The following is a 24640-nucleotide window of genomic DNA, read 5'->3' on the forward strand; positions in this document are numbered from 1 at the left end:
CAAAGGGAAGACCGAATGACGCATGACGATTGACGAAGTACGGGACACGCCATGTACATCTACAAGGTCGGAGTGATGGGAGCCGGAACGATGGGCGCGCAAATCGCGCAGGTCGTGAGCTTCGCCGGCCTGCCGGTCGTGCTCGCCGACATGAATGAGGCCTTGGCGCAGCGAGGGGTCGCGTCCGTGCGTGCGATCTATGAGGCCCGCGTCAGCAAGGGGAAGATGACGCCCGAGCAGGTCGAGGAGAAGCTGTTGCTGGTCACGGCGGCGGCCGGCCTCGCCGACCTTCGGGATGTCGATCTCGTCATCGAAGCGGTTCCTGAGGACCTGAAGTTGAAAAAGCGGATTTTTCAGGAATTGGATCAGGTCTGCCCGCGGGGCGCCATCCTGGCCAGCAACTCGTCCGCGCTCTCGATCTCGGCATTGGGCGCAGCCACCCACCGGCCTGGCCAAGTCTTGGGGCTGCATTTCTTCAATCCGGCCTATGCTATGCCGGTGGTGGAGGTGATTCCCGGACTCGCCACCGATCCCCAGACTGTTGACGATGTGGTGGGCTTCGCGCAGAGCCTCCGCAAGACGCCGATCGTCGTGAAGGAATGCGCCGGCTTCTTGGTGAATCGGCTGCTGATGCCCTACGTCAACGAGGCGATCCTCTGTCTTCAGGAAGGGGCCGCATCGCCGAAAGACATCGATCAGGACCTGGTTTCGTTCGGAATGCCCGTTGGCCCGTTCGCCCTGTCTGATACGGTGGGATTGGATATTGCGTTCGAGGTGGCGCGAATTCTCCACCGGCATTATGGACCCAGGATGGCGCCGGCCCCTTTGCTCGAGGCCTTGGTCAAGGCCGGGCGGCTGGGCGTCAAAGCTGGTCATGGATTCTACGACTATCTCAGCACCGAGGAGGGAGGCCGCGATCAAAGCCTGGACCATCTGATCCAGCGGATCGCGCAAGAAAGCGGCTCGCGCCGAACCAAGTGGAGCCGGTCACGGCTCCTGCTGGCCATGGTGAACGAAGCGGCGACCGCCCTGCAGGAAGGCATCGCCTCAGCCAGCGACATTGATGTGGCCATGATGGGAGGGATCGGGTTTCCGCGTGAGACCGAAGGTCCGTTGCATTTCGCCGACCAACTCGGCATTGATCAGGTCCTTCATGAATTGGAGGAATTCTCGCACAGTCTCGGCCCGCGCTTCTGGCCGGCGCACCTGCTGCGACGGATGGTGGAGGCCGGATTCACCGGACGGATTGCGGGACGAGGGTTCTTTAGCTATTGACGCGACTCATTGAGAACTTCCGCCGCTTGCGGCTTGCTGTTCACGCTTGACCGAGGTGAGGTCACCATGACCACGACCACCGGCTCGATGGTTTCTTGCAAGATCGAAGACAGGGTCGCAACCCTCGCCATCAACCACCCGCCGGCGAACACGCTGACCGAGTCGGTCATGGACGAGTTGGAGACAGCGTTTGAGGCTCTGGGCAAGGACGAGGCCGTCAAGGCCGTGGTCTTGACCGGCGCGGGACGTTTCTTCGTCGCCGGAGCCGACATCCGCCAGTTGGCCGCGATTCCTTCCTCACAGGAAGGCGAGCGGATGGCGCTTCGCGGGCAGGCGATCCTGGACAAGATCGAAGCCTTCGACAAGCCGGTGATTGCCGCAATCAATGGAGCCTGTCTCGGCGGGGGCTTGGAACTCGCGATGTGCTGCCACATGAGGCTCGCATCGGAGGGAGCCACTCTCGGCCAGCCGGAGATCAACCTGGGAATCATGCCGGGCTTCGGCGGCACCCAACGGCTTCCCCGGCTCATCGGGCGGTCAAAGGCGACGGAGCTGATCCTGACGGGGAATGTCGTCTCCGCACAGGAGGCCAAGGCGCTGGGACTGGTGTCGCAGGTCGTGCCGCCGGATGATCTCCTTCGCCAGACCCGGGGGCTGGCGCGCACCATAGCGGCAAAAAGCTTGGTGGCGGTCCGGACGGCGCTCCAGGCCATCCGCGAAGGGAATGATCTGAGCCTGCGACAAGGTCTGGCGTTGGAGGCGCGCCTGTTCGGCGTGCTGTGCGAGACGGAGGATCGACAAGAAGGACTTACGGCTTTCCTGGAGAAACGACAGCCGAGATTCAAGGACCGTTGAGGCCTCCGTGGGTTTTCTGGATAGTGCGGCGCCTGGGTCTCCCCCGGGAAGCCGCGCAGCAGATTATCACCCCGTCCGGGCAGTTCCGGCGGCAGGACCAAGCCGTTGGTGCACGATGGGACAGTCAGGCAAGCGGGCCTTGGCCTTATCCGGCGGAGGGTTTACGGGCTATTTGTTTGAGATCGGCGCGTTGACCGCGCTGGACGATCTGTTCGGAGATGGCTTCCTGGTGAATGACTTCGATCTGTATGTCGGTGTGAGCGCGGGCGCTGCGGCGGCCTCGCTGGTGGCCAATCGAGTCAGTCCGGAGGACATTCTCAAGACGAATCTCTCCGGGCAGCGTCCTTACTACTTTGAGCATCGGGACATTTTCACCCCGGCCCTGGGAGAGGGGATCAAAACGGTCTGGCGCGTGGCCCGGCAACTCATCCCGCTTCTCCAACTCTATGTGCGGCACTACGGAGAGATGACGCTGATCGACCTGCTCGACAAGGCCCAGGATGCTCTGCCGGGCGGCATCTATACGTTGGAACCGTTCGCTCGATATCTGGAAACGACCTTTAAAGCCAATGGACTGAGCAACCGGTTTACCGGACTTACAAAAGAGCTGTACATCCCCGCGATCGATCTGGAAACCGGCGAAAGCGTTCTGTTCGGCGATGAGGGGTGGCGCGAGGTGCCGATCTCCCGAGCTGTCGCAGCGTCGTCCGCTGCCCCCATCTATTTCTGCCCGGTTCGAATCCAGGACCGTGACTATATCGATGCCGGCATCGGCCGGCTCACATTCTTCGACATCGCGGTCAGCAAGCATGTGGAGTTCATGATCCTGATCAATCCGATGTTTCGGGCCCCGCACCGCCAACTGATGCATGGCGAGGGAGCCGACGGCAGGCGCGCCGCGCGCTTGCGCGACAAAGGATTTCTCTCCATCGGCGAACAGGCCTCTCGCATCAACTTCGAGGCGCGCTTTTCCCAAGCCTTGACCCTATTCCAACAGAGCCATCCGGACACCGAGTTGTTGATGATCACCCCGTCTCATCACGATGCGCTCCTGTTCGAACGGAGTTTTTTGAGTTACCACGACCGGGTGCTGCTGCTCCGAGCAGGATACTGGGCGGTTGCGAACGCGGTCAGAGACCGGTTTGACGACCTGCTGGCGCAGTTCGCGCGCCATGGCATTCCTCTCTCACGCGCCCGATTCGAAGACCGGATGCAGCCACGCATGGCCCAACTGGATCAGGTCGCGGCGGCGTCCGGCCGACCGCAACATCAGACCACAGTCGTTCCGGCAGTGCCCAGGCCGCCAGGTTTGGGTTGGCGCAAGGCGGATCAGCGGGAAGGGAGCCTGTAAAGATGGCGGGCACAACGCCGTTATTCCAAGGTTCGCTGGCAGTCGCCGAAGCCTCCCGAGATACGAAGCGGTACGCAGGCTTCCTGTCCGGGCTCTTCGAGGGCATCGTTCGGCGCCATCTGTTCGATTCTTATTCGATCCCTCCCCTCAGCGAGACGGGAACGGCGTTCCTTGAACGGCTCCGTCCGCTCCTGATCGAGAAAGTGGACCCGGACACCGTCGATCGCGAAGGAGAGATCGGCGAAGACATCTTGACCGCACTCAAGCAGATCGGTGCCTTCGGCCTGAAGATCCCGAAGACCTACGGTGGGCTCGGCCTCTCCCAATCCGACTACCATCGGGTGGCGACCTTGCTTGGGAGCCATGATGCGGCACTCACCGTCCTTCTTTCCGCTCATAATTCGATCGGGGTGCCCGAACCGGTCAAGCTGGCCGGAGATCAGGAGCAACAACAACGATGGTTGCCCCGCCTGGCCAACGGCGAGATCTCGGGCTTTGCGCTGACCGAACCGGATGCCGGTTGCGACATCTGGGATCTCAAGACCTATGCGCTCCGCGTATGGGACGGTGGCGAGCTGGTGGGCTATCGGCTCACCGGCGAGAAGATGTACACGACCAACGCGCCGCGGCGAGACGGCGAATTCTTGGCCTCGCTGCTGGTCGTGATCGCGCAGATCGTGGACGAGCCCCATGAGGTCGCGCGTCCCAAGGAGCAACGGCGGTTCGGGGCGTTTGTGGTCGAGACCCATGCCCCGGGGTGCCGCTGCAGCCGGTTTCGCTTCATGGGCGTACGCGGCATCTATAACGGCCGGGTGCAACTGCGAGACGTGTTTGTGCCCGTGGCCGATCGGCTCGGGCAGGAGGGAGAAGGGCTTCGGCGCGCCTTGGAAACCTTGACCGTCGGCCGGCTCACGCTTCCGGCCGCCTGCTTGGGCAGCCTGAAGCAATGTTTGTGGCTGGCCCGTCGCCGCGCGCAACAGCGTATTCAATACGACCGCTCGATCGGCGAGCACACGGACATCGGATCGAAGCTCGTGCGGATGGCGTCGCGCACGCTGGCGCTGGAGGCATTGGTCGCGATCACGGGCGTTTGGGCCGATGCCAAGGTGGACGTCAGGCTGGAATCGGCGGCCGCGAAGATTCTCGCCTCCGAATGGCTGCTGGAGTCGTTGATCGACCTGTTGCGCATCTACGGCGGGCGCGGGTTTGAGACAACGGACTCGCTCCGGCTCCGGGGAGAAATGCCGGCCCCGGTGGAGCGGATGATCCGCGATTCCCTCATCAACGTTATTTGGGAAGGCACCAACGGGATCCTCACCCTCTGGATCGGGCGGGAAGGGCTGGCGGAATATGTGGCGAAGGGGAACGCCTTTCTGGAGTTCCGGATCAAGGAGATCGCGCAGGCTCTCCCCTTTTTCGCCCGGGTGGCGGCCCGATCACTTCGCGCCGCATCCGCCTACGAGAGGAAGCCCGCGGCACCTGGCTCGCCCGCGACTGATTGGGATCGTTTTGTCGCGAGGGAAAGCCGCGAGCTGGCGCGAACAACCCTGTGGGTCACGGCCCGTCACCGTCATGGGCTCATACGCAAGCAACGGCTGTTGACCAGGCTGGTGACAGCCGGCATGCAGCTCTTTGCCGGCGAAGCGCTCGCGTGGTATGCATCGCAGCCGGACGTCCGTGACCGGCCGCTGTGTCGGGCTCTCGTGGCCGATTTCCAGGGTCGAGTCGAGGAGCTGTTCGATCCCACCCCCTTACTCTCCCTGCGAACGCCCCGGTGGGATGACGACACGAGACTGTTTCACCTAGCCAAGGAGATTCTTGCGGGCCAGGCCGACTGGCTGGAAGCAGGCATCATCCCGTCCGGCTCGGTCGATCAGACTCTCGCCGGAACCAGTTGCGATGCGGAGGCGGAGCACCTGATGGGCGTATCTTCGAAAGGGTGAGACCTGGTGGAGGAGCCGGAGAAGGAGAAGCGCCGGGTAATGATGGCCCTTGGCTCCGGGGCGGGGTTCGGATGATGGTCACCGGTCGGTGAGGTCAGCATGGCGGAGATCGCAAGCTACTTTGACGCGGTAAAAGAGCGATATGGGCTGACCAGCGATTATGCGCTGGCCGACAAGCTCGGCATCGCCCAGCCCGAGGCCAACCTGATGCGCCGCGGGCTCAAGATTCCCAAGCCGGAACTGTGTATCAAGATCGCCAAGCTGCTCGACCGCAACCCGGTGGAGTTGCTGCTGGTCGCCCAAAAGGACAAGGCCCCCGCCTCCGCCAAGCAGTATTGGACGCTGGCCCAGACCGCGGTGGACGTGATGCTCCATGTGCCGAAACATCCCAAGTACCTCCCCAAGAAGGTCGAGGCAATCGGCCGGGAATTGCGCCAGCTCGAATCGCAGACGCTCGTGTACGAAGGCGCCGCGGCCAATGCCGAAGCCGTCCGCCTGGTCGAGACGGCGGAGCGCTCGATCGACGCGGTCATGGAACGATGGAACATCTGGAAAAAAGGGGAGGCGCTGTACCCCAACTACCTCCTGGCCAATCAAGCCGCGGCCAAGCGAGGGGTCGCCATCCGCCGCCTCCTGGTCCTGTCGAGCGAGCAGATGCGCGACGATTCCCTCGTGGCCGACGCCGTCGAGGTGATGGACAACCAGCAGCGCGCCGGGATCAAGATCTTCTTCTCGTTCCGGGAAGAACTGGACCGGTCACCGGCCTTTTGCCGGTTCGAGGAGGATTATCGGAAACAGGGGGCGGCCCATGACATCAACGCGGCCATGTTCGACGGCGAGATCCTGATCTTCTCGCAATCCTACGGGCAGGTCCCGCTCGGAATGGTCGGCAAGCCGACGCCGATCACCATGATCAGCCAACTGGAAATCACGTGGAAGCCGGAGGCCATCCGCGATTTGAATCCCGCGCCGCTGTTCGACATGACGCGGTACGTGTTCGAATATGCGGGACGGCACGCCTTCAAAGCCGAGTTGGCGCGCTTCCAGAAAGCCTTTCCATGAAATTCCCGTGCGAGCCGTTCAAGATCAAAGCTGTCGAGCCCATCCGACGGACGCTCTGTGCAGCGCCCGCATATACCCCGAGCGCAGCATGAGCGTTGAGCCGCCGTCTTCGCAAGCCGACCGGCAGTTGACGTACAGCGATTACCTCCGGATTCCCGAACTGTTGCGTCTGCAATCTCCCCTCTCCAGGCCGATGGCCCATGACGAATTGCTTTTTATCATCATTCATCAGACCTACGAGCTCTGGTTCAAATTGTTGTTGCACGAACTGGATGCCGTCGTGGCAAATCTGCGCGCCGCGACGCGGCGGCCTGACTCGCGAGACGAGGTGTATGAGGCGGCTCGCCTGTTGAGACGGTGCACCGAGATTGCCAGACTCCTTGTCGAGCAATTCACCGTCTTGGAAACGATGCTGCCGACGCACTTCCTGGCCTTCCGCGATCGGCTGCGGCCTGCGAGCGGGTTTCAGTCCGAACAGTTTCGAGAACTGGAGTTCCTCTGCGGCCTGAAGGATGAGCGGATGCTGGACTTGCACGAGCCAGCCCCGGAGCTGTTCGCCGCGCTTCAGCGGCGGCTGAAGGAACCGTCCCTCCGCGATGTCTTTTTCGACGCGCTGGCGGCGATGGAAACGGCCCCTCCGATGTCTCCGGACGCCGCGGAGAACGAGCGGTTCCGGATGCGGGCCCAATTGATCGTTGCGGTGTATCGCAAGGAGGGCGGCCATCGGGATTGGATCGATGTCTGCGAGCGACTCACCGAGTTCGATGAGCTCCTCGTCGCCTGGCGCCTGCGGCACATTCAAATGGTGGAACGCACCATCGGGATGACCAGGGGGACCGGTGGCAGCGCCGGAGCCTCCTATCTCAGGGCGACCTTGGATAAAAAGTTTTTTCCTGAACTGTGGGAAGCCCGCTCCCTCATGTGTGAAGACCCGCATGGATCTTGACGGCGATGGATGAGCTGCTGTCGTACCGGAAAGACTTCCCCATCCTTGACCGGGCCATCTACATGATCAGTCACTCGTTGGGCGCGATGCCGGCTCGCGTCTACGACCGCCTGCGCGAGTTCGCGGATCTCTGGGCGACGCGTGGCATCCGAGCCTGGGCTGAGGGTTGGTGGGAGATGCCGGTGAAGACCGGCGACAAGATCGCCCGCATCATCGGTGCCGATCCTGGGACCGTCGTGATGCACCAGAACGTGTCCGTGTGTCAGTCGCTCATTGCCTCCTGCTTTGATCTGACCCGGAAGCGCAATAAGATCGTCTACGAAGCCTTGAACTTCCCTTCCGTGATGTACGTTTATGAAGCGCATGTCCGCGCGGCCGGAGCGCGCCTTGTGGAGGTTCCCAGCGACGACGGCCTGACCATCGATACGGAGCGTCTGCTGGACGCCATTGATGAGGAGACGCTCCTGGTACCGATCTCGCACGTGCTGTTCAAGAGTGGGTACATTCAGGATGTCCGGGCCGTCGTTCACAAGGCCCATTCGGTGGGCGCGAAGGTCGTATTGGACGTCTACCAGTCGGCAGGCACCGTGCCCCTTGATGTCAGGGCTCTCGACGTCGATTTTGTGGTGGGGGGGTCCGTCAAATGGCTCTGCGGCGGTCCTGGCGCCGGCTTCCTCTACGTGCATCCGGCGCTGCACCACCAACTGGAGCCGAAGGTCACCGGGTGGATGGCGCACCGAGAGCCCTTTGCCTTTGAGCCCGGCCCGATCACCTATGCTCCCGACATCCACCGCTTTCTCCATGGCTCGCCCGGTATCCCGGCGTTGTATGCGGCGGAAAGCGGCTATGAGATCATTCTCGCGGCCGGCATCGGGAAGATCCGCGCAAAATCGATTCGGCAGACTTCCCGGTTGGTCGAACTGGCGGATCAGTACGGGTGGCAGGTCAAGTCGCCGCGGAGTGCAGGAACGCGGGGCGGCATGGTCGCCGTCGATGTCCCCCATGCAGCCGCCATCGTGCGTGAGTTGGCCAACCGCGACATCCTGGTGGACTTTCGGCCCGGCGTCGGCATTCGCATCGCGCCGCACTTCTATACGTCCGATGACGAGATCGATGCCACGATGCAGGAAATACACACCATCCTCGAGACCAAGGTCTATGAGCGGTACCTGTCAGCGGGGGGCGCGCAATTCTAGTACGCCGGCGTCCGTGAGGGGCCGTTGAGCTGGAGCGAGTGATGAAGCAGATCATGGGGATGATCGCCCGAGCCACGGACGGCGCACCTTACTCCAGCTTGAGCTGGTCAGGCCGGCGATACCCGGTGCGTGCACACGAACAGGCAGATCACTTACGTGTATGTGACGGAATCCAGTTCGGCATCAACGGCGCGCAGGTTGGACCATAAGTCAATACGCAAGCCTGACCCTGATCAGTGCGCTGACCCTGATCAGTGCGCGTCGAAGACGCGGACGTAGCTGTCCATCTGGCCGATGTCCTGATGCGTGAGCGCGCCGACCGTCAGGTCGACCAGCACGAAGCAGCGCAGCAGGTAGTTGTAGAACACCAGGTCAACGTAGAAGTCCTCCTCCTCGAATCGGATCCGCTTCTGGCGTGCCACGAAGGCGAATCCCTTTCCCAGTTCCAGCAGGAACGCTTGCAGGTTGTCGATGATCGCCTGTTCGACCTTCGACTCGCGCAGCGCCGGGTAGTCCTGGAGCTCGAGGAACTCGAGCACGTAGGGGTCGCGGATGAAGTGCTCCGGCTCCATACTCCCCAGCTTCTGTCGGGCCTCCCTGCGGACAGGCGCCTTCCTCCGGCTGCCGAGCAGGCGTTCGTAGTAGAGGACGGAGATCTGCCGTTCGAGCTGGCGGGTGGACCAGTGCTGGCTCACCGCTTCGTTCGCGTACCACTGCCGCGCATCCGGGGCGGCCACCTGCATCAGGAGTCGGTAATGGGTCCAGTTCAATTCGCCATGCGCGATGTGGCGAACTGCCTCCCTCCCGGAATCGAGACGCGCTGCGTCTCGTTTTCGAGCGTCGCCTGCCGGCTGCGATTCGAGAGGCACCGCGTCTCGAATGTCGAACATCCGGTAAAACTGCCGCATCTTGCGCAGATTGGTGACATCGAAGCCCGGTCCGAACTCCGCCATGAGGCGCCGTGACAGCTCCTCCAGGAGCGCTTCACCGTAGGTGGCGCGGCGCCGGCCGCCCTGTTCGTGCTCGACGATCAGCCGCCCAACGTGCCAGTACGCCTGCACCATCGCGGCATTGACGGCGCGATAGGCACCGGCGCGCGCCTGTTCGAGGACGAAGCAGATCTCCCGAAACAGCGGCTCCGCGGTCCTGGCGAGCGGAGTGTTGGAGGCCTTCTTCGGCATCACACCCCTTCCGTCTCGAACATCAGGCGGAAGAAGTCCTCTTCGATCAGGCGCACCTTCCAGGTGTCATCGGGCGCCTTGAGGTTCTCGAGGTTGTTGTCGCCGTTCACGAAAATCTGGTCGAATGCCGCGTCAAACAGGGACATAGACAACCTATCCATGCCGCCCACAGCTCGGCGGGTCAGCTCATGGGCAAAGTACTTGGCATGGTAGCGGGTGAGTGACTTAGTTGGATTGGCCATGGTGGGCGCAAGAATACCCATTTTCGTTTGGGCGGACAATGGGCTACGGCGCAAGATGCGCGGTACTGCTTAGTTCTGGAAACTGACTGCCAGGTGAGAAAGGCAGGAGCGAAATGGGACCATTTGGCCTATGCCAATCTTCATCATACATCGACCGGGATTAGTGCTGCAGTGGGTGAGTTCGAATTGAGGGACGGGGGGTACCCGCAGATTATTGCTCGGGAAAATAGTCCGCCGGCGAAGAAGCGTCGTCCGCGCCATTCGGACCGTCACCGCCCTCGTGGAGGTCCTCGCAGGAAGTCCGTCCCCTGTTCAATGCAGGATTCACACGAGTGTGCGCAGGGGCCTCTAGCATTGGGGGCAAGCACCGGCCGTCGAGAGATGGGCGGCCGCCGCGAAGGAGACCCCGCGACGGCCGCCCGACGAATCCCCGGCTGCGTGTGGTCTTTGGGAGGGATTCACGCAGCCGATCCTGACCTGCGCTACTTCACGGCCCCCCTCCAGGCTCCGGTTTCCTGCCCGCGGGTTTCGATGAACTGTTTGAATCGTTCCAAATCTCCCTGGACTCGTTGCGTCACGACGCCCACCGCGTCGCCGACGTTCTCAACCACGCCTTGCGGGTCGTAGTCCATCTGCACCATGACTTTGGATCTCGTGGCTGAGAGCGGATGAAAGGTCACCACTCCGGCGTTTTTCGCGCCGGAGGTGCTCGCCCAGGCGATGCGCTGATCCGGGATTTGTTCCGTAATCTGCGCCCGCCATTCTTTTTCTTTTCCTCCGACTTCGGCTTTCCAATACAACTGCCGGTCATCGAGTTGTTTCACTTGCTTGACCCCTTCCATGAAATGCGGAAAATCCTCGAACTGTGTCCATTGATTGTAGGCCGTTCTGACCGGCACATTGACCTCGATCGATTGTTCGACGACTGACATTGTCCTCCTCCTTTCAAAGGACGAAGATCTTCCCTCCGCCCCTGTTGCAATGGTGAACGACCCGTGACCGGGCGCGTTGGCGATTCCTTCGGTCATGAGGATAGACCGTCCTCGGTCGGTCTGAGGACTAGGCAGAACCCAAGGCTGGACCGGGGACCGAGACATTGTGAGGCATGGTCATTTCGAAGCCTCGGGCCATGCGATCGAGACCACGAACAACCGCATGGAAATGACGGCGGCCATCGAGGCCTTGAAGACCCTGCCTGCTTCACAGACGGTTCTGCTCCATTCCGACTCCCAGCTCCTCATCAAGACCATGACGCTGGCCTGGAAGCGAAAGAAGAACCATGATCTCTGGGCCGAGTTGGATCGGCTGGCCGCCCTCCACCGGGTCAGTTGGCAATGGATACGCGGGCACAACGGCCATCCGGAAAACGAAGCCTGCGACCGGCTCCCTCAAGACGCCGCTTCGGTTGCCAGTGGCTTGCGCTTGTCTAGGTGCCAGGTGCGGATAGGCGACGGACGGTCGCATCAGTCCCGGCGGGCGGCGAGACCGGCGCCATATCACCACTCAGTTGAACTGCCCGATCCGCGTTGCTATAACGTGACAGGACAAGCTCTGTGTGACCATCTGCCTCGTCCTTAACTGTGATCTCTCTTGCGCAAAAGGGAGTGAATCATGGCGACAGCATTACGAATGGAAGTGAATCCCAGCAGCATTATCAAGGCTGTGAAAAGGATGAAAAAGAAAGAACGGCAGATTTTTATCGAGGACTTAATCGCGGCGACTTCTCCGGAATACCTGCGGAGCATCAGGGAAGCTCGCTGGGACTATAAGGCCGGAAGAGTGAAGGATCACGATGAAGTCTTTGGCCGATGATCTATCGGCTGACCTACACGCAACGAGCAATCCGAGACATCGACAGACTCGATCCCTCCATCAAGCAACGAATCGGAAAACCCTCCTCCGTTACGAAGAGAATCCGCTGGCGCACGCTGAATCCTTGAAGGACTCTGATCTTGGCTCCTACCGGTTCCGTATCGGTGATTATCGGATCATCTTTGATCTCCAAGGGAAGAAAATCGTCGTCTTGCGGGTCGGCCATCGAGGAGAGATCTACAAGAGGTAACGCCACCGCTTCTCCCATAAAAGCATGAACCACCCTATCCTGATCTGGACCGACGGCAGTTGTCTCGGGAATCCCGGCCCGGGCGGCTGGGCCTATATTATCGAGATCGGTGAAGAGCGGACCGAAGCCTCGGGCCATGCGATCGAGACCACGAACAACCGCATGGAAATGACGGCGGCCATCGAGGCCTTGAAGAGCCTGTCTGCGTCCCGCATGGTCGTGCTCCATTCCGACTCCCAGCTCCTGATTAAAACCATGACCCTGGGCTGGAAGCGGAAAAAGAACCATGATCTCTGGGCCGAGCTGGATCGGCTCGCCGCCCTCCACCGGGTCAGTTGGCAGTGGGTACGCGGGCACAACGGCCATCCGGAGAACGAAGCCTGCGACGTTCTCGCGCAGCGGGCCGCTTCCATTGCCGGCGGCTTGGGAGGGGGCCAGGCGCAAGGAATGAGCCGGTAAGCCGTCTCCGCCATCCTCTCTGCGTCTTACAGTTCCGCCCGGCCCACCACCGCTTTGCTTGAGCTACCGCTCTCTCGCCTTCTCACGGTTCAGATCATCCAGCCGGCCTGAGCGATTTCGCACCGCACGCACCGTGCGGCTGCTGATCATCGCACTCCCCGCCAAACGCGCCTTCGCGATCGCGCCATTGTAACTACCTTGCCTCTCCGGCCTGTTTCCACGGTCGGACAGCCCGAAACGGATGGTGCGCGGCCGGACCGGAACTTGCTCTTCCGCCTTCCCCACGATCTTGCTGTCAGACATCGCGGGTCTCTTCCCGACTCTGTGGGGCATCGTGAACGAGCAATCAGGTGAACGATGACCGCGTAACGGGAATAGGAGGCGCCGTTCCATGAAGCATCGGATCTCGACCCTCTCGGTATCCGGTCTCCGGCCCGCAGTAGGCAGCCGCCCTCCCACAATCTCCACCTTCTCCCTACGGCCGACCGACTGGTCAGCGCCCTTGATGCCGGGTCGGACGGCTTCGGCGCGCAGCACCATCGACGGAAGATCTTCGCAAGATCCTGACCACCGGGAGCACAGGAGTCCCGTCACATGACGTCGATCGATCTGGCTGTGACGGCGTTTTTCAACCAGTTTGTCCAGCGGTCATGGACGTTCGATGCGATCATGGTCTACCTCGCCTCAAGCAATCTCGCCAAGGGCTACCTGATCCTGCCCCTGTTCTGGTGGGCCTGGTTTCGGGAAGAGAGGAACGAGCACCGTCATGCGATCCTGGTGACCCTGCTGGTCTCCTGCATCTTCGCCGTCGCCCTTTCTCAGGCCGCACAATACAAGCCGATCCGCGTGAGACCCTTGTTCACGCCCGAACTCCACCTGAAACATGCCGAAGGGCTCCAGGAATGGCACTATTCGTCGTGGAGCGCGTTCCCGAGCGACCATGCGACCTTCTTCTTTTCGTTCGCGGTCGGGTTGTTCTTCGTTTCCCGGACGCTGGGGTGGCTGGCCTTGGCCCATGCCGTCCTTATCATTTCGTTTCCCAGGGCTTACCTCGGCCTCCACTATCTGACCGATATCGTCGCGGGCGCCCTATTGGGTGGGTCGGTCACCTATGCGTTCTGTACCAGCGAAGGGATACAGACCCGCCTCGGCTCTTGGACGACGACATGGGAGCGGACGAGGCCGGCCGCGCTGTACGCCGCTTTGTTCGTGATGACCACCCAAATGACCTATCTATTCTATGACGCCCACGAGTTGGCTCAGTTTCTTTACGACCTGCTCAAGGGAGCCGGAGAGAAACTGCTTCACTAGCCCGCATTATTCACGAGAGTTCGTGACGAAACCGCGGAGATGCCACGCGAAACGGGCGTGCGGAGCCGCGAGAACCCGAGGCATACTTAGGCAGTATGTCGAGGGGGTGAGCGGCGAGCCCGCCCGGTTGGCTGCCGTTCAGGCGCAGCCAACCTTGTTGCAGCGGCATATCGGCGGTTGCAGTAGAAGTCATCGTGAATAATGCGGGCTAGCCAACCGCTACGCTCCATCCTTCCGCCTCGCGTTCAAGCATGATTCGGGCGGCGCATCCGCCGGCAGGTCGCTGCCACGGCACGTCGCTGCCTCTTGAGCCCTGAACCCCTGTTGCGATAGTCTGGCTCCCTTCACAAGAGGAGTGGCACACGATGGGAACCAAGACAAGGACCGGATTGACGCGCGCGACGTTTCTGGATCGTTATATTCAGCGGTTTAAGGAACGGTTGGAGAAATTTCAGCCGTTTCTCTCCCGCAAAAAAACCACCATGTCGCTGGAGCAGTTCGATGAAGACATGGAGGATCTGATCGGCCAAGTGTTCGGCCAGGCCTCCGATCAGTTCGAGGCCTATCTCTATGCCAAGATCGGCGAAGGGAGCCTCCTGCCCGAGGAGGCGCAGGAAAGCGGTACCCATGACCGGGAACGCGAGAGCCTGCACCAGCGCAAGCGGGTGCTCGAAAGCTGCGTCGCCGACCTCGAATTCCGCAAGCGCCTGCTCGTGACGCGGCGGCCTGGCCTCGACGGGCAGGCCCTGCAACGGGTGACCGTCGAGGACTATATGGCCAGCGACGTCCGCAGCATCCACAGCGGCGCGACGATCAAGGAGGCGGGCCGGGCGTTGCAGAAGTGGAAGGTCGGCTCGCTCATCGTGGATGACGGCTCGCGCTATATCGGTATCGTGACCGACTCGGATCTAAGCCGGAAGGCCGTGGCCCGCGGGCTCGATCCGAGCACGACGACCGTGCTCACCTGCATGAGCAAGCCGGTCGTGACGATCGAGCTGACGGAATCCCTGTCGGACGCCCTGGCCCTCATGAAGGATGCGGGGGTGCGGCACCTGCCTGTGACGGCGGACCGGACCATCATCGGCGTGCTGTCTGTGTCGGACATCCTGCGGGCGATTGAGGACCTGTCGGCGATGCGCGTGGACTAGCCCCCCATTTCAGACCCTCCTCATGAACGCGACCCGACCAGTGAGCCGGCGGCCGCTAGTTCTGTGGTTACCGCTGTGGTGCGCAGTGGTGCTGAGCGCGGCGGCCGGTTGCGTGACCGACGGCGAGCGGCTCCGGGCTGCCTCATTCGAGCCATCCGCTCCGATGGTGACGGTGACGCCGGTCGAGATCGACGAGGTCCTCTACAATCCCGGGATGGGCTTTGCCGATTTCCATTTCGGGTTCGGCCATCCGCCTCCGGCCGATCGCTATCCTCGCTCGACCGTCGCCTATTTCCGCTGGTCCTGGGCCGACCTTGAGCCGGCCGAGGGGCACTATGCATTCGACTTCGTGGATCGGATCATCGAACAGGCCAAGGCCAAGGGCGAACGGCTGGCCTTCCGCATCGTGGCGGAATACGAGCAGGGATCGCCGCGCTGGCTGTTGGAGAAGGGGGTCGCCAGCATCAAGGAAACCGACGGGATCTTTCCGGACTACAACAATCCTCTCTTTCTCGAGTACCACGAAAAGTTGATCAAGGCCTTCGGCGAACGGTACGGCGCTTCGCCGGAGATCGACCATGTGGACATCGGATCGGTCGGGTGCTGGGGAGAATGGAACACAGCCTGCTGCCTCCCGGAGCAACGTCCTCAATGCCAGGCGTTCTTTCCGAGCGAGGGGAATCAGCTCAGGATCACCGACTGGTACTTCAGGTATTTTCCGCAGGTGCCGCTGGTCAGCCTGCACGGCGGCCAACTCAAATATGGCGCCGAACGCGGAGCCGGCTGGCGCGGGGACTGTTTCGGGGACTATGGCTATTTCACCCCCACCTGGAATCACATGGAACATGCTTACGCACCGGTGCTGCGCGATCCGGTGATCGGCGAGGCCTGGAAACGTGGTCCCGTGCAGTTCGAAGTCTGCGGCGTGATGCAGGACTGGCAGGACAAGGGGTTCGACATCGATCGTATCTTGCAGCAGGGGCTGGACTGGCACCTCTCGGTCCTGAACGCAAAATCGGCTCCCGTGCCGGAAGCCTGGCGATCCAAGGTCGAACAGTTTCTCAAGAAGATGGGCTATCGGCTGGTGCTGCGTGAGTTCAGCCATCAGGCGGAGGCCAGGGCCGGCGGTCCGTTGGTCCTGCAATCCCGATGGGAGAATGTCGGCGTGGCTCCCGTCTATCGTCCCTGGCCGCTTGCCTACCGGCTGCGGAACGAGTCGGAGCAGGTCATGGCTCAATGGACGAGCGGGGCGGATCTCAAGCGGTGGCTGCCGGGCGAGCCATACCTGGTCGAAGAGACGCCGGCGATTCCGCCGGACGTGCCGGCCGGAGTCTATCACATCGATGTTGCGGTGCTCGACGAAGCAGGCCGGTTGCCACTGGTGGATCTGGCCATTGCCGGGCGGCGGGCGGATCGATGGTATCCGATCTCCCGGGTCATGGTCCGCGAATAGCAGCCTCTCCGGCGATTGAACGGCGAGCCAGAGCTAGCGAGGCGCAGACGATTGGGCAGACCGCACGCGTTCCAAGAACCGGTCCAGCGAGTCCAGATCCTCCAGCACGACCAGCCCTTCCTCCTCGAAAATCTCCTTGACGGCCGAGAGGCCGGCTCCTCCCAACCCGACCGGACAAAGCGGCTTGATCTTGTGGGCCAGCGCCTTGGCCAGGGCGTGAAGCTCGTCATCCGGACCGCCCAACGTCATCGAGAGCAGCACCAGGGCCGGCTGCACGTCAAGGCACAAGGCCGACAGGTCGTCGATCGGCGTGTTGGGGCCTAAGTAGATCACCCGGAATCCTCGGACGGCGCAGTGGTAGGCGACGGTCTGCGCGCCGAGTTCGTGCGTCTCCTTCGGAGGACAGGCGACGACGACCTTCGGGCCATGATCCGGCGGCGCCAATTGATTCATCACGGAGAAGAGCTTCTGCTGCACGACCTTGCTGACGTAATGTTCGACGGCCACGCTAAGCCTCCCCTCATGCCATAACTCCCCGACGCGCTGCTGGAGCGGGATCAGCATCCCGTGGAGCGCTTCGTCAAACGGGACGATGGCGACCGCTCCGTTCAGCTTCCGCTCAAAGCTCGTCTTGTCCAACGGATCGAGCGACTGAATCAGTTGTTCGATCAACCTTGCATAGGGATTCGAGTCCGGAGAGCGCGCCGGCAAGGCCGATTGGCGCGCACGCGCGAGCAATTCATCCCGGCCCAGTTCCGCCAAATCCCCGATCGAGTATCCCCGCTCCTGCTCCTGCTTCAAAAAACGAAGCAGCAACACGTCTTCGTCTGAATAATTGCGATAACGGTTGGCCCCCCGGATCGGTTTCAACAACCCATAACGCCTCTCCCAGACGCGAATCACGTCCTTGGTGAGACCGGTGAGTTTCGCAACTCTATGAATTCTATGGGTATTCATAATGCAACCCATGATAGCACAGTGCGTCCAATGTTTGTAGAATATTTTTTATATCAACTATTGACACATTGGACAAATACCGTTATACATTAGACACAACATTGGACATACCATAGGCCAAACGATCAAGGAGGTGATGACCGTGGCGACAGCAAGGACGAGACAGGCCGATCGAGCAACCCCGATCCAACCATCCGCGCTCCGCCCTGCGACGATTCAAGAGTGTGTGCGGTGCGGTGGATTGTTGGTGATCGACCACTGCACGGACCTGATGGACGGCACAGGCCGGTTGGAGTTCACGGCCCTACGCTGCGTGCAGTGCGGCGACGTCATCGATCCGGTGATTCTTCGGAATCGCGTCACCCAAGGGACCAAGCAGGCCTCGGTCCCCTCCGGCTTGCTGACTGATCCAGCCGGCGTCGCCTTCCGCGTCAGTGCCGGTCGATCGGGACAGTATGCAACAGCCATGTTCTCGTAGATTTCACACACCACCATTCAACAGGAAGGATGACAGCCATGCGGAGGACCACGGTGCTTACGGCAGCCATCGCGAGTTTAGCTTTGATGACAGGCTCGGGAATCGCTTTCGGAGCGGGCGAGAAGGAAAAGGACATGGCGACGATCCCCGGCGGGGAATTCACCATGGGCGGCAACGAACATTCAGATGAGCCCCGGCATCAGGTCGTGCTCGACTCGTTTCTGATCGATAAGTTCGAGGTCTCGAACGCGCGATTCAAAGAATTCATGAAAGCGACCGGTCATCCGGCTCCCGCCTACTGGGACGATCCTCGATTGAGCAAGCCCAACCAGCCGGTGGTGGGCGTGAGCTGGCATGATGCGACTGCCTTCTGTAAGTGGGAAGGAAAGCGGTTGCCAACCGAAGCCGAATGGGAACGGGCTGCTAAAGGACCCTCGGGCGACAACCATTATCCCTGGGGGCATTCGCTGGATCCGTCCAAGGCCAACTATGGCCAGAACGTCGGGCGGACCGAGCCGGTCGATGCCTATCCCGAAGGGGTGAACGGCTTCGGGCTCTATAACATGGCCGGCAATGTGTTCGAGTGGGTTTCAGATTGGTATGACCCCCACTCGTACAAGAGGAGCAATGCCCTAAATCCACAGGGCGCCGACAAGGGGTACAACTTCGCCAACCAGGGCCCGGTAAAGGTCCTACGAGGCGGCTCATGGCTGGCACCGGAGACCTCTCTCCACACCACACACCGGTTCTGGAACCAGCCGGAGAACAATTCCTATGGGGTCGGACTGGGATTCCGTTGCGCCAAGAGCGCCGCTCCGATCGTGCATGCGGATCAGGCAGGCCGGGACGCATTCATCCAGGCCCTGATCAGCATGGGCATTGAGAAGTACCCGGATGCTCTGGTGTCGATCGAACAAGCGCTCAAGGCAGATCCGAGCAACAAGGAATATGCCGCGACCCGCGACCTCATCAAGAAGAGCCTGAAGAAATAATGGTTTCGGCGGCAGCCGCGTCCCGTCGCGGCTGCCGCCGGTATGCGGGTCAATCTTCGCCATCTGGCCGGAGGGATGCCATGGAGAGAATAACGAACACGATCCTTATCGCTGCCGTCCTGCTCGCGGTCGCAGTCAGCGTCGCGGACGGAGCCGACTCGATGATTCCGGACGACATGGTGTATGTCGCCCAGGGGCCATCGATCATGGGTCTCGACAGAGCGCAGCAACCGGAAACCAATGCCAAACTGACGCCCTACCAGAAACGTATGGCGACACCCTGGTCGGCGGATGCCTTCCACGATGAAGTTCCGGCCCATCTGGTCATGCTGGATGCCTTTCTGATCGATAAGTACGAGGTCTCCAATGGGAACTATGGCGAGTTCATGAATCAGACAGGCCACCCCGCACCGGCCTATTGGGACGATCCGCGCCTCAACAAGTCGGAGCAGCCGGTAGTCGGTGTCAATTGGTACGATGCCAAGGCCTACTGCGAATGGCGAGGCAAGCGGCTTCCGACCGAGGCCGAATGGGAGAAGGCGGCGCGCGGCCCCTCCGGGAACCTCTATCCCTGGGGCGACCAATTCGATGAAGCCCGCGCCAACTTCGGGCGCCGGGCCGAAGCGACGGCTCCGGTCACAGCCTACCCCGAAGGGGCCAGCTATTACGGCGCCCTCAACATGGCCGGCAACGTCTTCGAGTGGGTGGCCGACTGGTACGACCCCCAGTACTACGGCCGGTTCGACACCTCCGTGAATCCGACCGGGCCGGACAAGCCCATCTGGCTTGGCGGGACCGGCACCTATGTGGATCGTCTGACCGTCGGAGAAAAGCGCGTCATCCGCGGCGGCTCCTGGATCGCGCCGGAAGCGACGGTACGGTCCACGCACCGGTTCTGGAATCATCCCTTGAATAACAGCTACGGCGTCGGTCTCGGGTTCCGCTGCACACAGCAGGCGCCGCAGCAGATTGAACAACAGATTCGCCAGGCCTCCATCGAAGCCTTGGTTCTCATGGGTAAGGAACAGTTCGAGGAGGCCAGGCAGTCGGTCGCGCGCGGATTGCGGATCGATCCGGTGAACCCGGAGCTGTTGGATCTGGACCGGTTGATTCATAAGTCACTGAAACGCGGTTAGTCTCACAGGCCGGCATAGGCGGGAGCACACCCATGAGCAAAATCCAGTCCCCTTCCACACCAACTTTCTCGTTCGGCCTTCTGTTGATCGCGGTCGCGGCGTGGTTCGTCCAGCCTGTGCATGGCGGTCCGATCGATCCGGGCGCACATCCCTTTCCGGAGGCGGCGCAGGCCGTTCATGAAGCCGAACATGCCGTCGACCAGGCCTGGGAGACCTATCACAAGGCGGCCTTGGGGGGGACGATCGCGTCGCCGGCCGTGCAGGCGGAGATCGAACAGCATTTGCATGAAGCCCGGGCGTTGGTGCCGCAAGCTCGGTCGGCGGCGGAACGCGGCGATACAAGGCAAGTCCAACGATTGGTGGACGCCATTACGATCCATACTGATGCGGCAATCATGGGAAGCAGGGAGCACAAGCGATGATACTGATGCGGAGAGCTGTAGCGATCATGATCTGGAACGTTCTCCTCTGGACGGTCGGCGTACTGGCGTTGGTCCCGGCCACGTTTCCGGTGGCGGCGGCGACCCGGACTATCGAGCCGGACCCCGTGCCGATGGTGATGATCCCCGCTGGTCCGTTCAAGATGGGAAGTGAGGACGGCAAGGGGCGAGAGGACGAGCGGCCTCAGCGGGACATTTACTTGGATACATTCGCCATCGACCAGGTAGAAGTGACCAACGAGCGCTACCTGGCCTTTGTAAAGGCGACCGGGCATCGCAATCCCCCGAACCCTTACGGGTCCGGCTTTTTGCATGACGCCACCGGGATCGAGCAACTCCCGGTCGTGCAGGTGACCTGGTATGACGCCAAGGCCTACTGCGCCTGGGCGAAGAAGCGCTTGCCGACGGAAGCGGAGTGGGAAAAGGCGGCGCGTGGCACGGATGGGCGTTTGTATCCCTGGGGCAATGACCCGCCCTCTCCGAAACGCGCCAACTTCGATCGCGAATGGGAGGGAGAGAAGACCATGCATCCGGTGGGTGCGCTGTCGGCCGGCGACTCGCCCTACGGGGTCAAGGACATGTCCGGAAACGCGCGGGAATGGGTCGAAGATTGGTACGATCCGGACTACTACAAGCACGCTCCCGACCGCAATCCCAAGGGACCTGCCAAAGGAGTCGTGCGGAGCATCAGAGGCGGGTCCTGGCACAGCCCAATGTGGGATATCGGCGTCGCCTCCCGGGGACGTGGAGGGTTTGCGCTCCAGACGCACGGCACCGGCTTTCGCTGCGCAAAGAGCGTCGAAGGGCCAGACGGCGCGAAATAAGGAGGAGGCCATGCACATCGTCGTGACCGGGGGGACCGGCTTTATCGGGTCAGCGCTGAGTGAGCAGTTGGCGGCTCAGGGCCATCGGGTCACTCTACTCACCCGCGATACCAACCGGGCCTGGCGCCGATTGGGGAATCTCTGCGAATACATGGAATGGGACGGGATCTCGCCCGGTACCTGGGAGACCTCGTTCGAAGAGGTCGAGGCCGTCGTTAATTTGGCCGGCGCCTCGATTGCGGATGAACGCTGGACGGAATCCCGCAAACGGCATCTGATCGAGAACCGCGTCTCGGCCACTCGATTGGTCGTCCAGGCGCTTGGTCGCCGCGCGAGCCGTCCTGTGGTTCTGATCAGCGGGTCCGGTGTCGGCTATTACGGGGCCAGCGATGATCGGTTGCTCGATGAGCGGGCGGAACGGGGATCGGGATTCCTTGCGGACCTGTCGGAAGCCTGGGAGGCCGAGGCCTATCGGGCCGAGGCGCTCGGCGTGCGGGTCGTGCGGCTTCGTATCGGGATGGTGCTCGAGCGGGATGGAGGCGCGCTGCCGCGCATGCTGCTGCCCTTCAAACTGTTTGTGGGAGGCCCGATCTCTCCCGGCGACCAGTGGGTGTCGTGGATTCATCGGCAGGATCTGATCGGGTTGATCCAATGGGCGATAACGAATCACACGATCTCCGGCCCCTTGAATGCGGTGGCTCCGGGAGCCGTGACGATGGCCGAGTTCTGCCGCCTGCTCGGTCGAGCGATGGGCCGGCCGTCCTGGCTTTCGGTCCCAGGATTCGCCGTGAAGTTGGCGCTGGGCGAAATGGGCACGTTGCTCACGACAGGACAGAGGGTCATCCCGATGGTCGCCCTGTCCTCCGGGTTTCCCTTTGTCTACCCGGACCTGGAATCGGCCCTGCGCGCCATCCTGATCGGCAGGACCGGCGCCGGCCCTTCGGTCCCGGACCGTCGGCAGACCGAGGTGTCGGCATAACGACAACCAATTCTTGTGGAGGGACAGCGCCATGAATCGCCTGCATGGACCAAAAGAGAGATGGACTGTCTTGAGCCTCGGCCTCGCCGGCCTGGCCGCGTTTCTGGCGTTCGCCCAAGCCCGATCAGGGTGGGCCGCGCCGCCTGCGAACGGAGGCTCTTCGGGGATCAAAGTCGGGGACCGTTTGCCCGATGTGTTGGTGATCGGCGCCGGCGGAAAGCCGGTGCGACTGACTCAGACCGGTGCCCAGGTGAAGTTAATCAGCATTGTCCCGCAGCTCAACACGCCGGTGTGCGACGAGCAGACGCACCGTTTCAGCGAGCAGCGGGGTTCGCTCGATCCCAAGGTACAGGTCATCACGCTCAGCACCAACAGCGCCGACGACCAGGCCGCCTTCGCCAAGAAGGCCCGCATTGGGAACATCACCTTTCTCTCCGACGCGCCGGGCTATGAGTTCGGCCGCACGACGGGGCTCCTGCTGAGCCCCTACAAGATCCTCCATCGCGCAGTGCTTGTCGTCGATCGAGACAATGTGATTCGTCACCTACAATTGGTGCCGATGGGCGAATTGCCGAACTTCGACGCGGCCTATGAGGCCGCGGGCAAGCTACTGCCGCGACCGTAGGGGGGACCGCCATGGAGGCGACATTCCGCTATCTGCATCTGTTGGCTTGCGGCCTGTTGATCGGCAAAGTGGCGTTGCTGTCGTTCGTGGTCGCGCCCGTGTTGGCCAGGACCCTGGAGCCGGAGTCTTTCGGCAAGGTCGTCCGGCAACTCTTCCCCGCCTATTATGTGTTGGGCATGGCCTCGGCGCTGCTGGGGCTCGCGGCCGTGAGCTGTCTCAGCATGCTGCAAGGGTTCGGTATGGCGAGTCTCGCTGCCAGCCTGCTGTGGCTGATCGTGCTCGCGGGAGAGGGCTATTGCCGGTCGTCGCTTACGCCCATGAGCAACGAGATGCGGGACCGGCTGAAGCAACAGGAGTTGGCGGGTTCGGTCGATCTCGCGTTGCAACGGAACTGGCAGCGACTACACCAACGATCGGTGTATCTGAACACCTTGGTCCTGTTCTGCGCGCTGGGGCTGCTGGGATTCTCCATCAGGCTGTAACAAACAAGGAGGACGATATGACGCTCCGTCGATGGTTGCCGGCGATGTATGGGTTGGTCGGGCTGTTGACTCTGTGGGGCCTGTTTCCGATGTGGCTTCCTGGTGATGTCGCAGGGGCGGAATCTCATGAGATGAGGGAGCGCGCCGCGCGCGGCGCCCAGGCAGAGCCGGCCATGCCAGACGGGGTTGTCGGCCTTTCATTGCAGGTGGGAGCTGAGCGCGTGGGGGATCCGGCGGCGCTGTATATCGGGCAGGTCTTTCCGCAAGGACCGGCCCATGAGGCCGGGTTGGAGCATGGCGAGGAAGTGACGGCCATCGATGGCCAGCCGGTGGCCGGCAAGACCCACGCAGAGGTCGTCATGATGGTCCGTGGAGAGGTGGGGAAGACGGTCCGGCTCAGCGTGAAAGGCGAACGCGGGACCCGCGAGGTGACCCTGACCCGTGTCGGGAGCGACCGGCTCTACAAAGGCATGCCTGGAACCCATGCCAGACCCGAGCGATAGAGCCTGTCCGACCGGCTTGTCTCCGGCGGACAAAGGAGGACCAGTGAGCCATCGATATGGACGAGCCGGATTTTCCGGCATGCTGCCAATGCTGGCAGGCCTCGCAGTCTGTGCCGTCGTCTGGACCTCGCTGTCCTCATTGAATCCGGCCGCCTCCGGTGAGTCGACCAAGAGGTCCCCGCTCCCCGCGTCCGGTCATCTGGCGCGGGCCAAACTGTACCTCGCCGCCGGAGACTTTCGCCGGGCGCTGGAGGCCTGCGAGCAGGAGGTGAATGAACGGCCATCGGCCGAGAACTACACCTATCTGACCTATGTCTACCATGCGATCGACGGCTATCTCGATCGCCAGTCGCAACGCGAGCAATGGGGCCTCGTCGAACAGTTGTACAGAAACCTGACCTACCGTGAGGCGCAGGATTTGATCGATCCTCCGGGCGGGCTCGCCCGCATGGCCAAGGAATTCATTCAGGAGAGTGTGCGGAACCAAGCCGACCTCACGGCAGCCATGGCTACCAGGCTCGATGCCCTGCGGACCGAGGCGCTGTGGAAGCAGCAGGCCCTGTGGCGGAGCGAACGGGCCGACGATTGGTGGTCGGGCGTGCCGGCGGAATGGGGATGGTGAAACGATGAGACAGACGGCTACTGTGGAAGGGGGCACCGCGACTCCGCACGGCGCCTCCCAACGGGGTGAGTGGGTCGCTGCGTTGGGCTCACAGTGGGTCCACTCCCCCGTCCACGGA

The 24640-nt window shown here is 61.9% G+C and carries 29 protein-coding genes; 24 read left to right on the top strand and 5 right to left on the bottom strand.

What is annotated here, in order from left to right:
* Positions 1–51: 51 nt before the first annotated feature.
* The 7 genes from QWI75_RS01675 to QWI75_RS01705 all read left to right on the top strand — a co-directional run bounded on the left by QWI75_RS01675 (position 52) and on the right by QWI75_RS01705 (position 8628).
* Positions 52–1275, top strand: a complete 1224-nt coding sequence (locus QWI75_RS01675) for a 3-hydroxyacyl-CoA dehydrogenase (RefSeq protein ID WP_289266949.1) — start codon at positions 52–54, stop codon at positions 1273–1275.
* A gap of 66 nt (positions 1276–1341) precedes the next feature.
* Entirely contained in the window at positions 1342–2130 is a 789-nt protein-coding gene (locus tag QWI75_RS01680; protein WP_289266950.1) for an enoyl-CoA hydratase, read from the top strand.
* Positions 2131–2245: 115 nt separating this feature from the next.
* Positions 2246–3481 (top strand): patatin-like phospholipase family protein, encoded by a 1236-nt coding sequence (locus QWI75_RS01685; protein ID WP_289266951.1) that lies wholly within the window; start codon positions 2246–2248, stop codon positions 3479–3481.
* A gap of 2 nt (positions 3482–3483) precedes the next feature.
* Positions 3484–5424 carry an acyl-CoA dehydrogenase family protein gene (locus tag QWI75_RS01690; protein WP_289266952.1) on the top strand — a complete coding sequence of 647 codons (1941 nt, stop codon included), beginning with the start codon at positions 3484–3486 and terminating at the stop codon, positions 5422–5424.
* A gap of 99 nt (positions 5425–5523) precedes the next feature.
* Positions 5524–6486, top strand: coding sequence for a helix-turn-helix domain-containing protein (locus QWI75_RS01695; RefSeq protein WP_289266953.1), 963 nt, complete (start codon positions 5524–5526; stop codon positions 6484–6486).
* Positions 6487–6574: 88 nt separating this feature from the next.
* Positions 6575–7432, top strand: a complete 858-nt coding sequence (locus QWI75_RS01700; RefSeq protein ID WP_289266954.1) for a tryptophan 2,3-dioxygenase — start codon at positions 6575–6577, stop codon at positions 7430–7432.
* 5 nt (positions 7433–7437) lie between these two features.
* A complete protein-coding gene (locus QWI75_RS01705; protein WP_289266955.1) occupies positions 7438–8628 on the top strand; it encodes an aminotransferase class V-fold PLP-dependent enzyme in 1191 nt (396 codons plus the stop codon).
* 251 nt (positions 8629–8879) lie between these two features.
* On the opposite strand, the gene QWI75_RS01710 is transcribed toward QWI75_RS01705, so the two are convergent.
* The 3 genes from QWI75_RS01710 to QWI75_RS01720 all read right to left on the bottom strand — a co-directional run bounded on the left by QWI75_RS01710 (position 8880) and on the right by QWI75_RS01720 (position 10983).
* Positions 8880–9809, bottom strand: a complete 930-nt coding sequence (locus tag QWI75_RS01710) for a PDDEXK nuclease domain-containing protein (protein ID WP_289266956.1) — start codon at positions 9807–9809, stop codon at positions 8880–8882.
* On the bottom strand, positions 9809–10051 hold the full coding sequence (locus QWI75_RS01715; RefSeq protein ID WP_370693609.1) for a hypothetical protein: 243 nt from the start codon (positions 10049–10051) through the stop codon (positions 9809–9811). The genes QWI75_RS01710 and QWI75_RS01715 overlap by 1 nt, the downstream gene beginning before the upstream one ends.
* Before the next feature lie 482 nt (positions 10052–10533).
* A complete protein-coding gene (locus QWI75_RS01720) occupies positions 10534–10983 on the bottom strand; it encodes an SRPBCC family protein (protein ID WP_289266958.1) in 450 nt (149 codons plus the stop codon).
* A 166-nt stretch (positions 10984–11149) separates the two neighbouring features.
* Here QWI75_RS01720 and QWI75_RS01725 point away from each other — a divergent pair, with 166 nt between their 5' ends.
* Genes QWI75_RS01725 through QWI75_RS01735 form a run of 4 tightly spaced genes read left to right on the top strand, consistent with a single transcriptional unit; the run spans position 11150 to position 12572 of the window.
* Positions 11150–11629, top strand: a complete 480-nt coding sequence (locus tag QWI75_RS01725; RefSeq protein ID WP_289266959.1) for a ribonuclease H family protein — start codon at positions 11150–11152, stop codon at positions 11627–11629.
* 33 nt (positions 11630–11662) lie between these two features.
* Positions 11663–11863, top strand: coding sequence for a hypothetical protein (locus QWI75_RS01730; RefSeq protein ID WP_289266960.1), 201 nt, complete (start codon positions 11663–11665; stop codon positions 11861–11863).
* Entirely contained in the window at positions 11844–12113 is a 270-nt protein-coding gene (locus QWI75_RS22600; RefSeq protein ID WP_370693538.1) for a type II toxin-antitoxin system RelE family toxin, read from the top strand. The genes QWI75_RS01730 and QWI75_RS22600 overlap by 20 nt, the downstream gene beginning before the upstream one ends.
* 24 nt (positions 12114–12137) lie before the next feature.
* Positions 12138–12572: a ribonuclease H family protein gene (locus tag QWI75_RS01735; protein ID WP_289266961.1), complete on the top strand. Its 435-nt coding sequence runs from the start codon at positions 12138–12140 to the stop codon at positions 12570–12572.
* A 63-nt stretch (positions 12573–12635) separates the two neighbouring features.
* On the opposite strand, the gene QWI75_RS01740 is transcribed toward QWI75_RS01735, so the two are convergent.
* Positions 12636–12875: a hypothetical protein gene (locus QWI75_RS01740; RefSeq protein ID WP_289266962.1), complete on the bottom strand. Its 240-nt coding sequence runs from the start codon at positions 12873–12875 to the stop codon at positions 12636–12638.
* Positions 12876–13166: 291 nt separating this feature from the next.
* On the opposite strand from QWI75_RS01740, the gene QWI75_RS01745 reads away from it, so the two are divergent.
* From QWI75_RS01745 to QWI75_RS01755, 3 genes are all read left to right on the top strand, one after another.
* On the top strand, positions 13167–13883 hold the full coding sequence (locus QWI75_RS01745; RefSeq protein ID WP_289266963.1) for a phosphatase PAP2 family protein: 717 nt from the start codon (positions 13167–13169) through the stop codon (positions 13881–13883).
* A 365-nt stretch (positions 13884–14248) separates the two neighbouring features.
* Positions 14249–15031, top strand: coding sequence for a CBS domain-containing protein (locus QWI75_RS01750; protein WP_289266964.1), 783 nt, complete (start codon positions 14249–14251; stop codon positions 15029–15031).
* Between the two features lie 88 nt (positions 15032–15119).
* A complete protein-coding gene (locus QWI75_RS01755) occupies positions 15120–16484 on the top strand; it encodes a DUF4832 domain-containing protein (protein ID WP_289266965.1) in 1365 nt (454 codons plus the stop codon).
* Positions 16485–16517: 33 nt separating this feature from the next.
* On the opposite strand, the gene QWI75_RS01760 is transcribed toward QWI75_RS01755, so the two are convergent.
* A complete protein-coding gene (locus QWI75_RS01760; RefSeq protein WP_289266966.1) occupies positions 16518–17441 on the bottom strand; it encodes a MerR family transcriptional regulator in 924 nt (307 codons plus the stop codon).
* A gap of 142 nt (positions 17442–17583) precedes the next feature.
* On the opposite strand from QWI75_RS01760, the gene QWI75_RS01765 reads away from it, so the two are divergent.
* The 10 genes from QWI75_RS01765 (at position 17584) to QWI75_RS01810 (ending at position 24522) form a co-directional block, all read left to right on the top strand.
* Positions 17584–17919: a hypothetical protein gene (locus QWI75_RS01765; RefSeq protein WP_289266967.1), complete on the top strand. Its 336-nt coding sequence runs from the start codon at positions 17584–17586 to the stop codon at positions 17917–17919.
* Positions 17920–17957: 38 nt separating this feature from the next.
* The gene (locus tag QWI75_RS01770) at positions 17958–18911 is read left to right on the top strand and encodes a formylglycine-generating enzyme family protein (RefSeq protein ID WP_289266968.1); all 954 of its coding nucleotides are present in this window, start codon (positions 17958–17960) and stop codon (positions 18909–18911) included.
* 80 nt (positions 18912–18991) lie between these two features.
* Positions 18992–20047 carry a formylglycine-generating enzyme family protein gene (locus tag QWI75_RS01775; RefSeq protein WP_289266969.1) on the top strand — a complete coding sequence of 352 codons (1056 nt, stop codon included), beginning with the start codon at positions 18992–18994 and terminating at the stop codon, positions 20045–20047.
* Between the two features lie 32 nt (positions 20048–20079).
* Complete coding sequence (locus tag QWI75_RS01780) at positions 20080–20469, top strand: hypothetical protein (protein ID WP_289266970.1); 390 nt, start codon at positions 20080–20082, stop codon at positions 20467–20469.
* A gap of 26 nt (positions 20470–20495) precedes the next feature.
* Positions 20496–21311, top strand: a complete 816-nt coding sequence (locus QWI75_RS01785; protein ID WP_289266971.1) for a formylglycine-generating enzyme family protein — start codon at positions 20496–20498, stop codon at positions 21309–21311.
* A gap of 10 nt (positions 21312–21321) precedes the next feature.
* A complete protein-coding gene (locus tag QWI75_RS01790; RefSeq protein ID WP_289266972.1) occupies positions 21322–22290 on the top strand; it encodes a TIGR01777 family oxidoreductase in 969 nt (322 codons plus the stop codon).
* A gap of 31 nt (positions 22291–22321) precedes the next feature.
* Positions 22322–22915, top strand: a complete 594-nt coding sequence (locus QWI75_RS01795) for a redoxin family protein (protein WP_289266973.1) — start codon at positions 22322–22324, stop codon at positions 22913–22915.
* Between the two features lie 11 nt (positions 22916–22926).
* Positions 22927–23397 (top strand): DUF4149 domain-containing protein, encoded by a 471-nt coding sequence (locus QWI75_RS01800; RefSeq protein ID WP_289266974.1) that lies wholly within the window; start codon positions 22927–22929, stop codon positions 23395–23397.
* A gap of 17 nt (positions 23398–23414) precedes the next feature.
* Positions 23415–23900, top strand: a complete 486-nt coding sequence (locus tag QWI75_RS01805; protein ID WP_289266975.1) for a PDZ domain-containing protein — start codon at positions 23415–23417, stop codon at positions 23898–23900.
* A 43-nt stretch (positions 23901–23943) separates the two neighbouring features.
* Positions 23944–24522, top strand: a complete 579-nt coding sequence (locus QWI75_RS01810) for a hypothetical protein (protein ID WP_289266976.1) — start codon at positions 23944–23946, stop codon at positions 24520–24522.
* Positions 24523–24640 lie beyond the last annotated feature (118 nt).

It is taken from the genome of Nitrospira tepida, assembly GCF_947241125.1.
Classification (GTDB): Bacteria; Nitrospirota; Nitrospiria; order Nitrospirales; family Nitrospiraceae; genus Nitrospira_G; species Nitrospira_G tepida.

What these genes read in the sequence shown, in the direction of transcription:
- QWI75_RS01805 (WP_289266975.1), top strand. Translation starts at nt 23,415, where the DNA reads ATGACGCTCCGTCGATGGTTGCCGGCGATGTATGGGTTGGTCGGGCTG.
- QWI75_RS01720 (WP_289266958.1), bottom strand. Translation starts at nt 10,983, where the DNA reads ATGTCAGTCGTCGAACAATCGATCGAGGTCAATGTGCCGGTCAGAACG.
- QWI75_RS01775 (WP_289266969.1), top strand. Translation starts at nt 18,992, where the DNA reads ATGGAGAGAATAACGAACACGATCCTTATCGCTGCCGTCCTGCTCGCG.
- QWI75_RS01735 (WP_289266961.1), top strand. Translation starts at nt 12,138, where the DNA reads ATGAACCACCCTATCCTGATCTGGACCGACGGCAGTTGTCTCGGGAAT.
- QWI75_RS22600 (WP_370693538.1), top strand. Translation starts at nt 11,844, where the DNA reads ATGAAGTCTTTGGCCGATGATCTATCGGCTGACCTACACGCAACGAGC.
- QWI75_RS01685 (WP_289266951.1), top strand. Translation starts at nt 2,246, where the DNA reads ATGGGACAGTCAGGCAAGCGGGCCTTGGCCTTATCCGGCGGAGGGTTT.
- QWI75_RS01745 (WP_289266963.1), top strand. Translation starts at nt 13,167, where the DNA reads ATGACGTCGATCGATCTGGCTGTGACGGCGTTTTTCAACCAGTTTGTC.
- QWI75_RS01675 (WP_289266949.1), top strand. Translation starts at nt 52, where the DNA reads ATGTACATCTACAAGGTCGGAGTGATGGGAGCCGGAACGATGGGCGCG.
- QWI75_RS01715 (WP_370693609.1), bottom strand. Translation starts at nt 10,051, where the DNA reads ATGGCCAATCCAACTAAGTCACTCACCCGCTACCATGCCAAGTACTTT.
- QWI75_RS01700 (WP_289266954.1), top strand. Translation starts at nt 6,575, where the DNA reads ATGAGCGTTGAGCCGCCGTCTTCGCAAGCCGACCGGCAGTTGACGTAC.
- QWI75_RS01760 (WP_289266966.1), bottom strand. Translation starts at nt 17,441, where the DNA reads ATGAATACCCATAGAATTCATAGAGTTGCGAAACTCACCGGTCTCACC.
- QWI75_RS01790 (WP_289266972.1), top strand. Translation starts at nt 21,322, where the DNA reads ATGCACATCGTCGTGACCGGGGGGACCGGCTTTATCGGGTCAGCGCTG.
- QWI75_RS01730 (WP_289266960.1), top strand. Translation starts at nt 11,663, where the DNA reads ATGGCGACAGCATTACGAATGGAAGTGAATCCCAGCAGCATTATCAAG.
- QWI75_RS01795 (WP_289266973.1), top strand. Translation starts at nt 22,322, where the DNA reads ATGAATCGCCTGCATGGACCAAAAGAGAGATGGACTGTCTTGAGCCTC.
- QWI75_RS01785 (WP_289266971.1), top strand. Translation starts at nt 20,496, where the DNA reads ATGATCTGGAACGTTCTCCTCTGGACGGTCGGCGTACTGGCGTTGGTC.
- QWI75_RS01705 (WP_289266955.1), top strand. Translation starts at nt 7,438, where the DNA reads ATGGATGAGCTGCTGTCGTACCGGAAAGACTTCCCCATCCTTGACCGG.
- QWI75_RS01740 (WP_289266962.1), bottom strand. Translation starts at nt 12,875, where the DNA reads ATGTCTGACAGCAAGATCGTGGGGAAGGCGGAAGAGCAAGTTCCGGTC.
- QWI75_RS01770 (WP_289266968.1), top strand. Translation starts at nt 17,958, where the DNA reads ATGCGGAGGACCACGGTGCTTACGGCAGCCATCGCGAGTTTAGCTTTG.
- QWI75_RS01800 (WP_289266974.1), top strand. Translation starts at nt 22,927, where the DNA reads ATGGAGGCGACATTCCGCTATCTGCATCTGTTGGCTTGCGGCCTGTTG.
- QWI75_RS01690 (WP_289266952.1), top strand. Translation starts at nt 3,484, where the DNA reads ATGGCGGGCACAACGCCGTTATTCCAAGGTTCGCTGGCAGTCGCCGAA.
- QWI75_RS01780 (WP_289266970.1), top strand. Translation starts at nt 20,080, where the DNA reads ATGAGCAAAATCCAGTCCCCTTCCACACCAACTTTCTCGTTCGGCCTT.
- QWI75_RS01680 (WP_289266950.1), top strand. Translation starts at nt 1,342, where the DNA reads ATGACCACGACCACCGGCTCGATGGTTTCTTGCAAGATCGAAGACAGG.
- QWI75_RS01710 (WP_289266956.1), bottom strand. Translation starts at nt 9,809, where the DNA reads ATGCCGAAGAAGGCCTCCAACACTCCGCTCGCCAGGACCGCGGAGCCG.
- QWI75_RS01695 (WP_289266953.1), top strand. Translation starts at nt 5,524, where the DNA reads ATGGCGGAGATCGCAAGCTACTTTGACGCGGTAAAAGAGCGATATGGG.
- QWI75_RS01750 (WP_289266964.1), top strand. Translation starts at nt 14,249, where the DNA reads ATGGGAACCAAGACAAGGACCGGATTGACGCGCGCGACGTTTCTGGAT.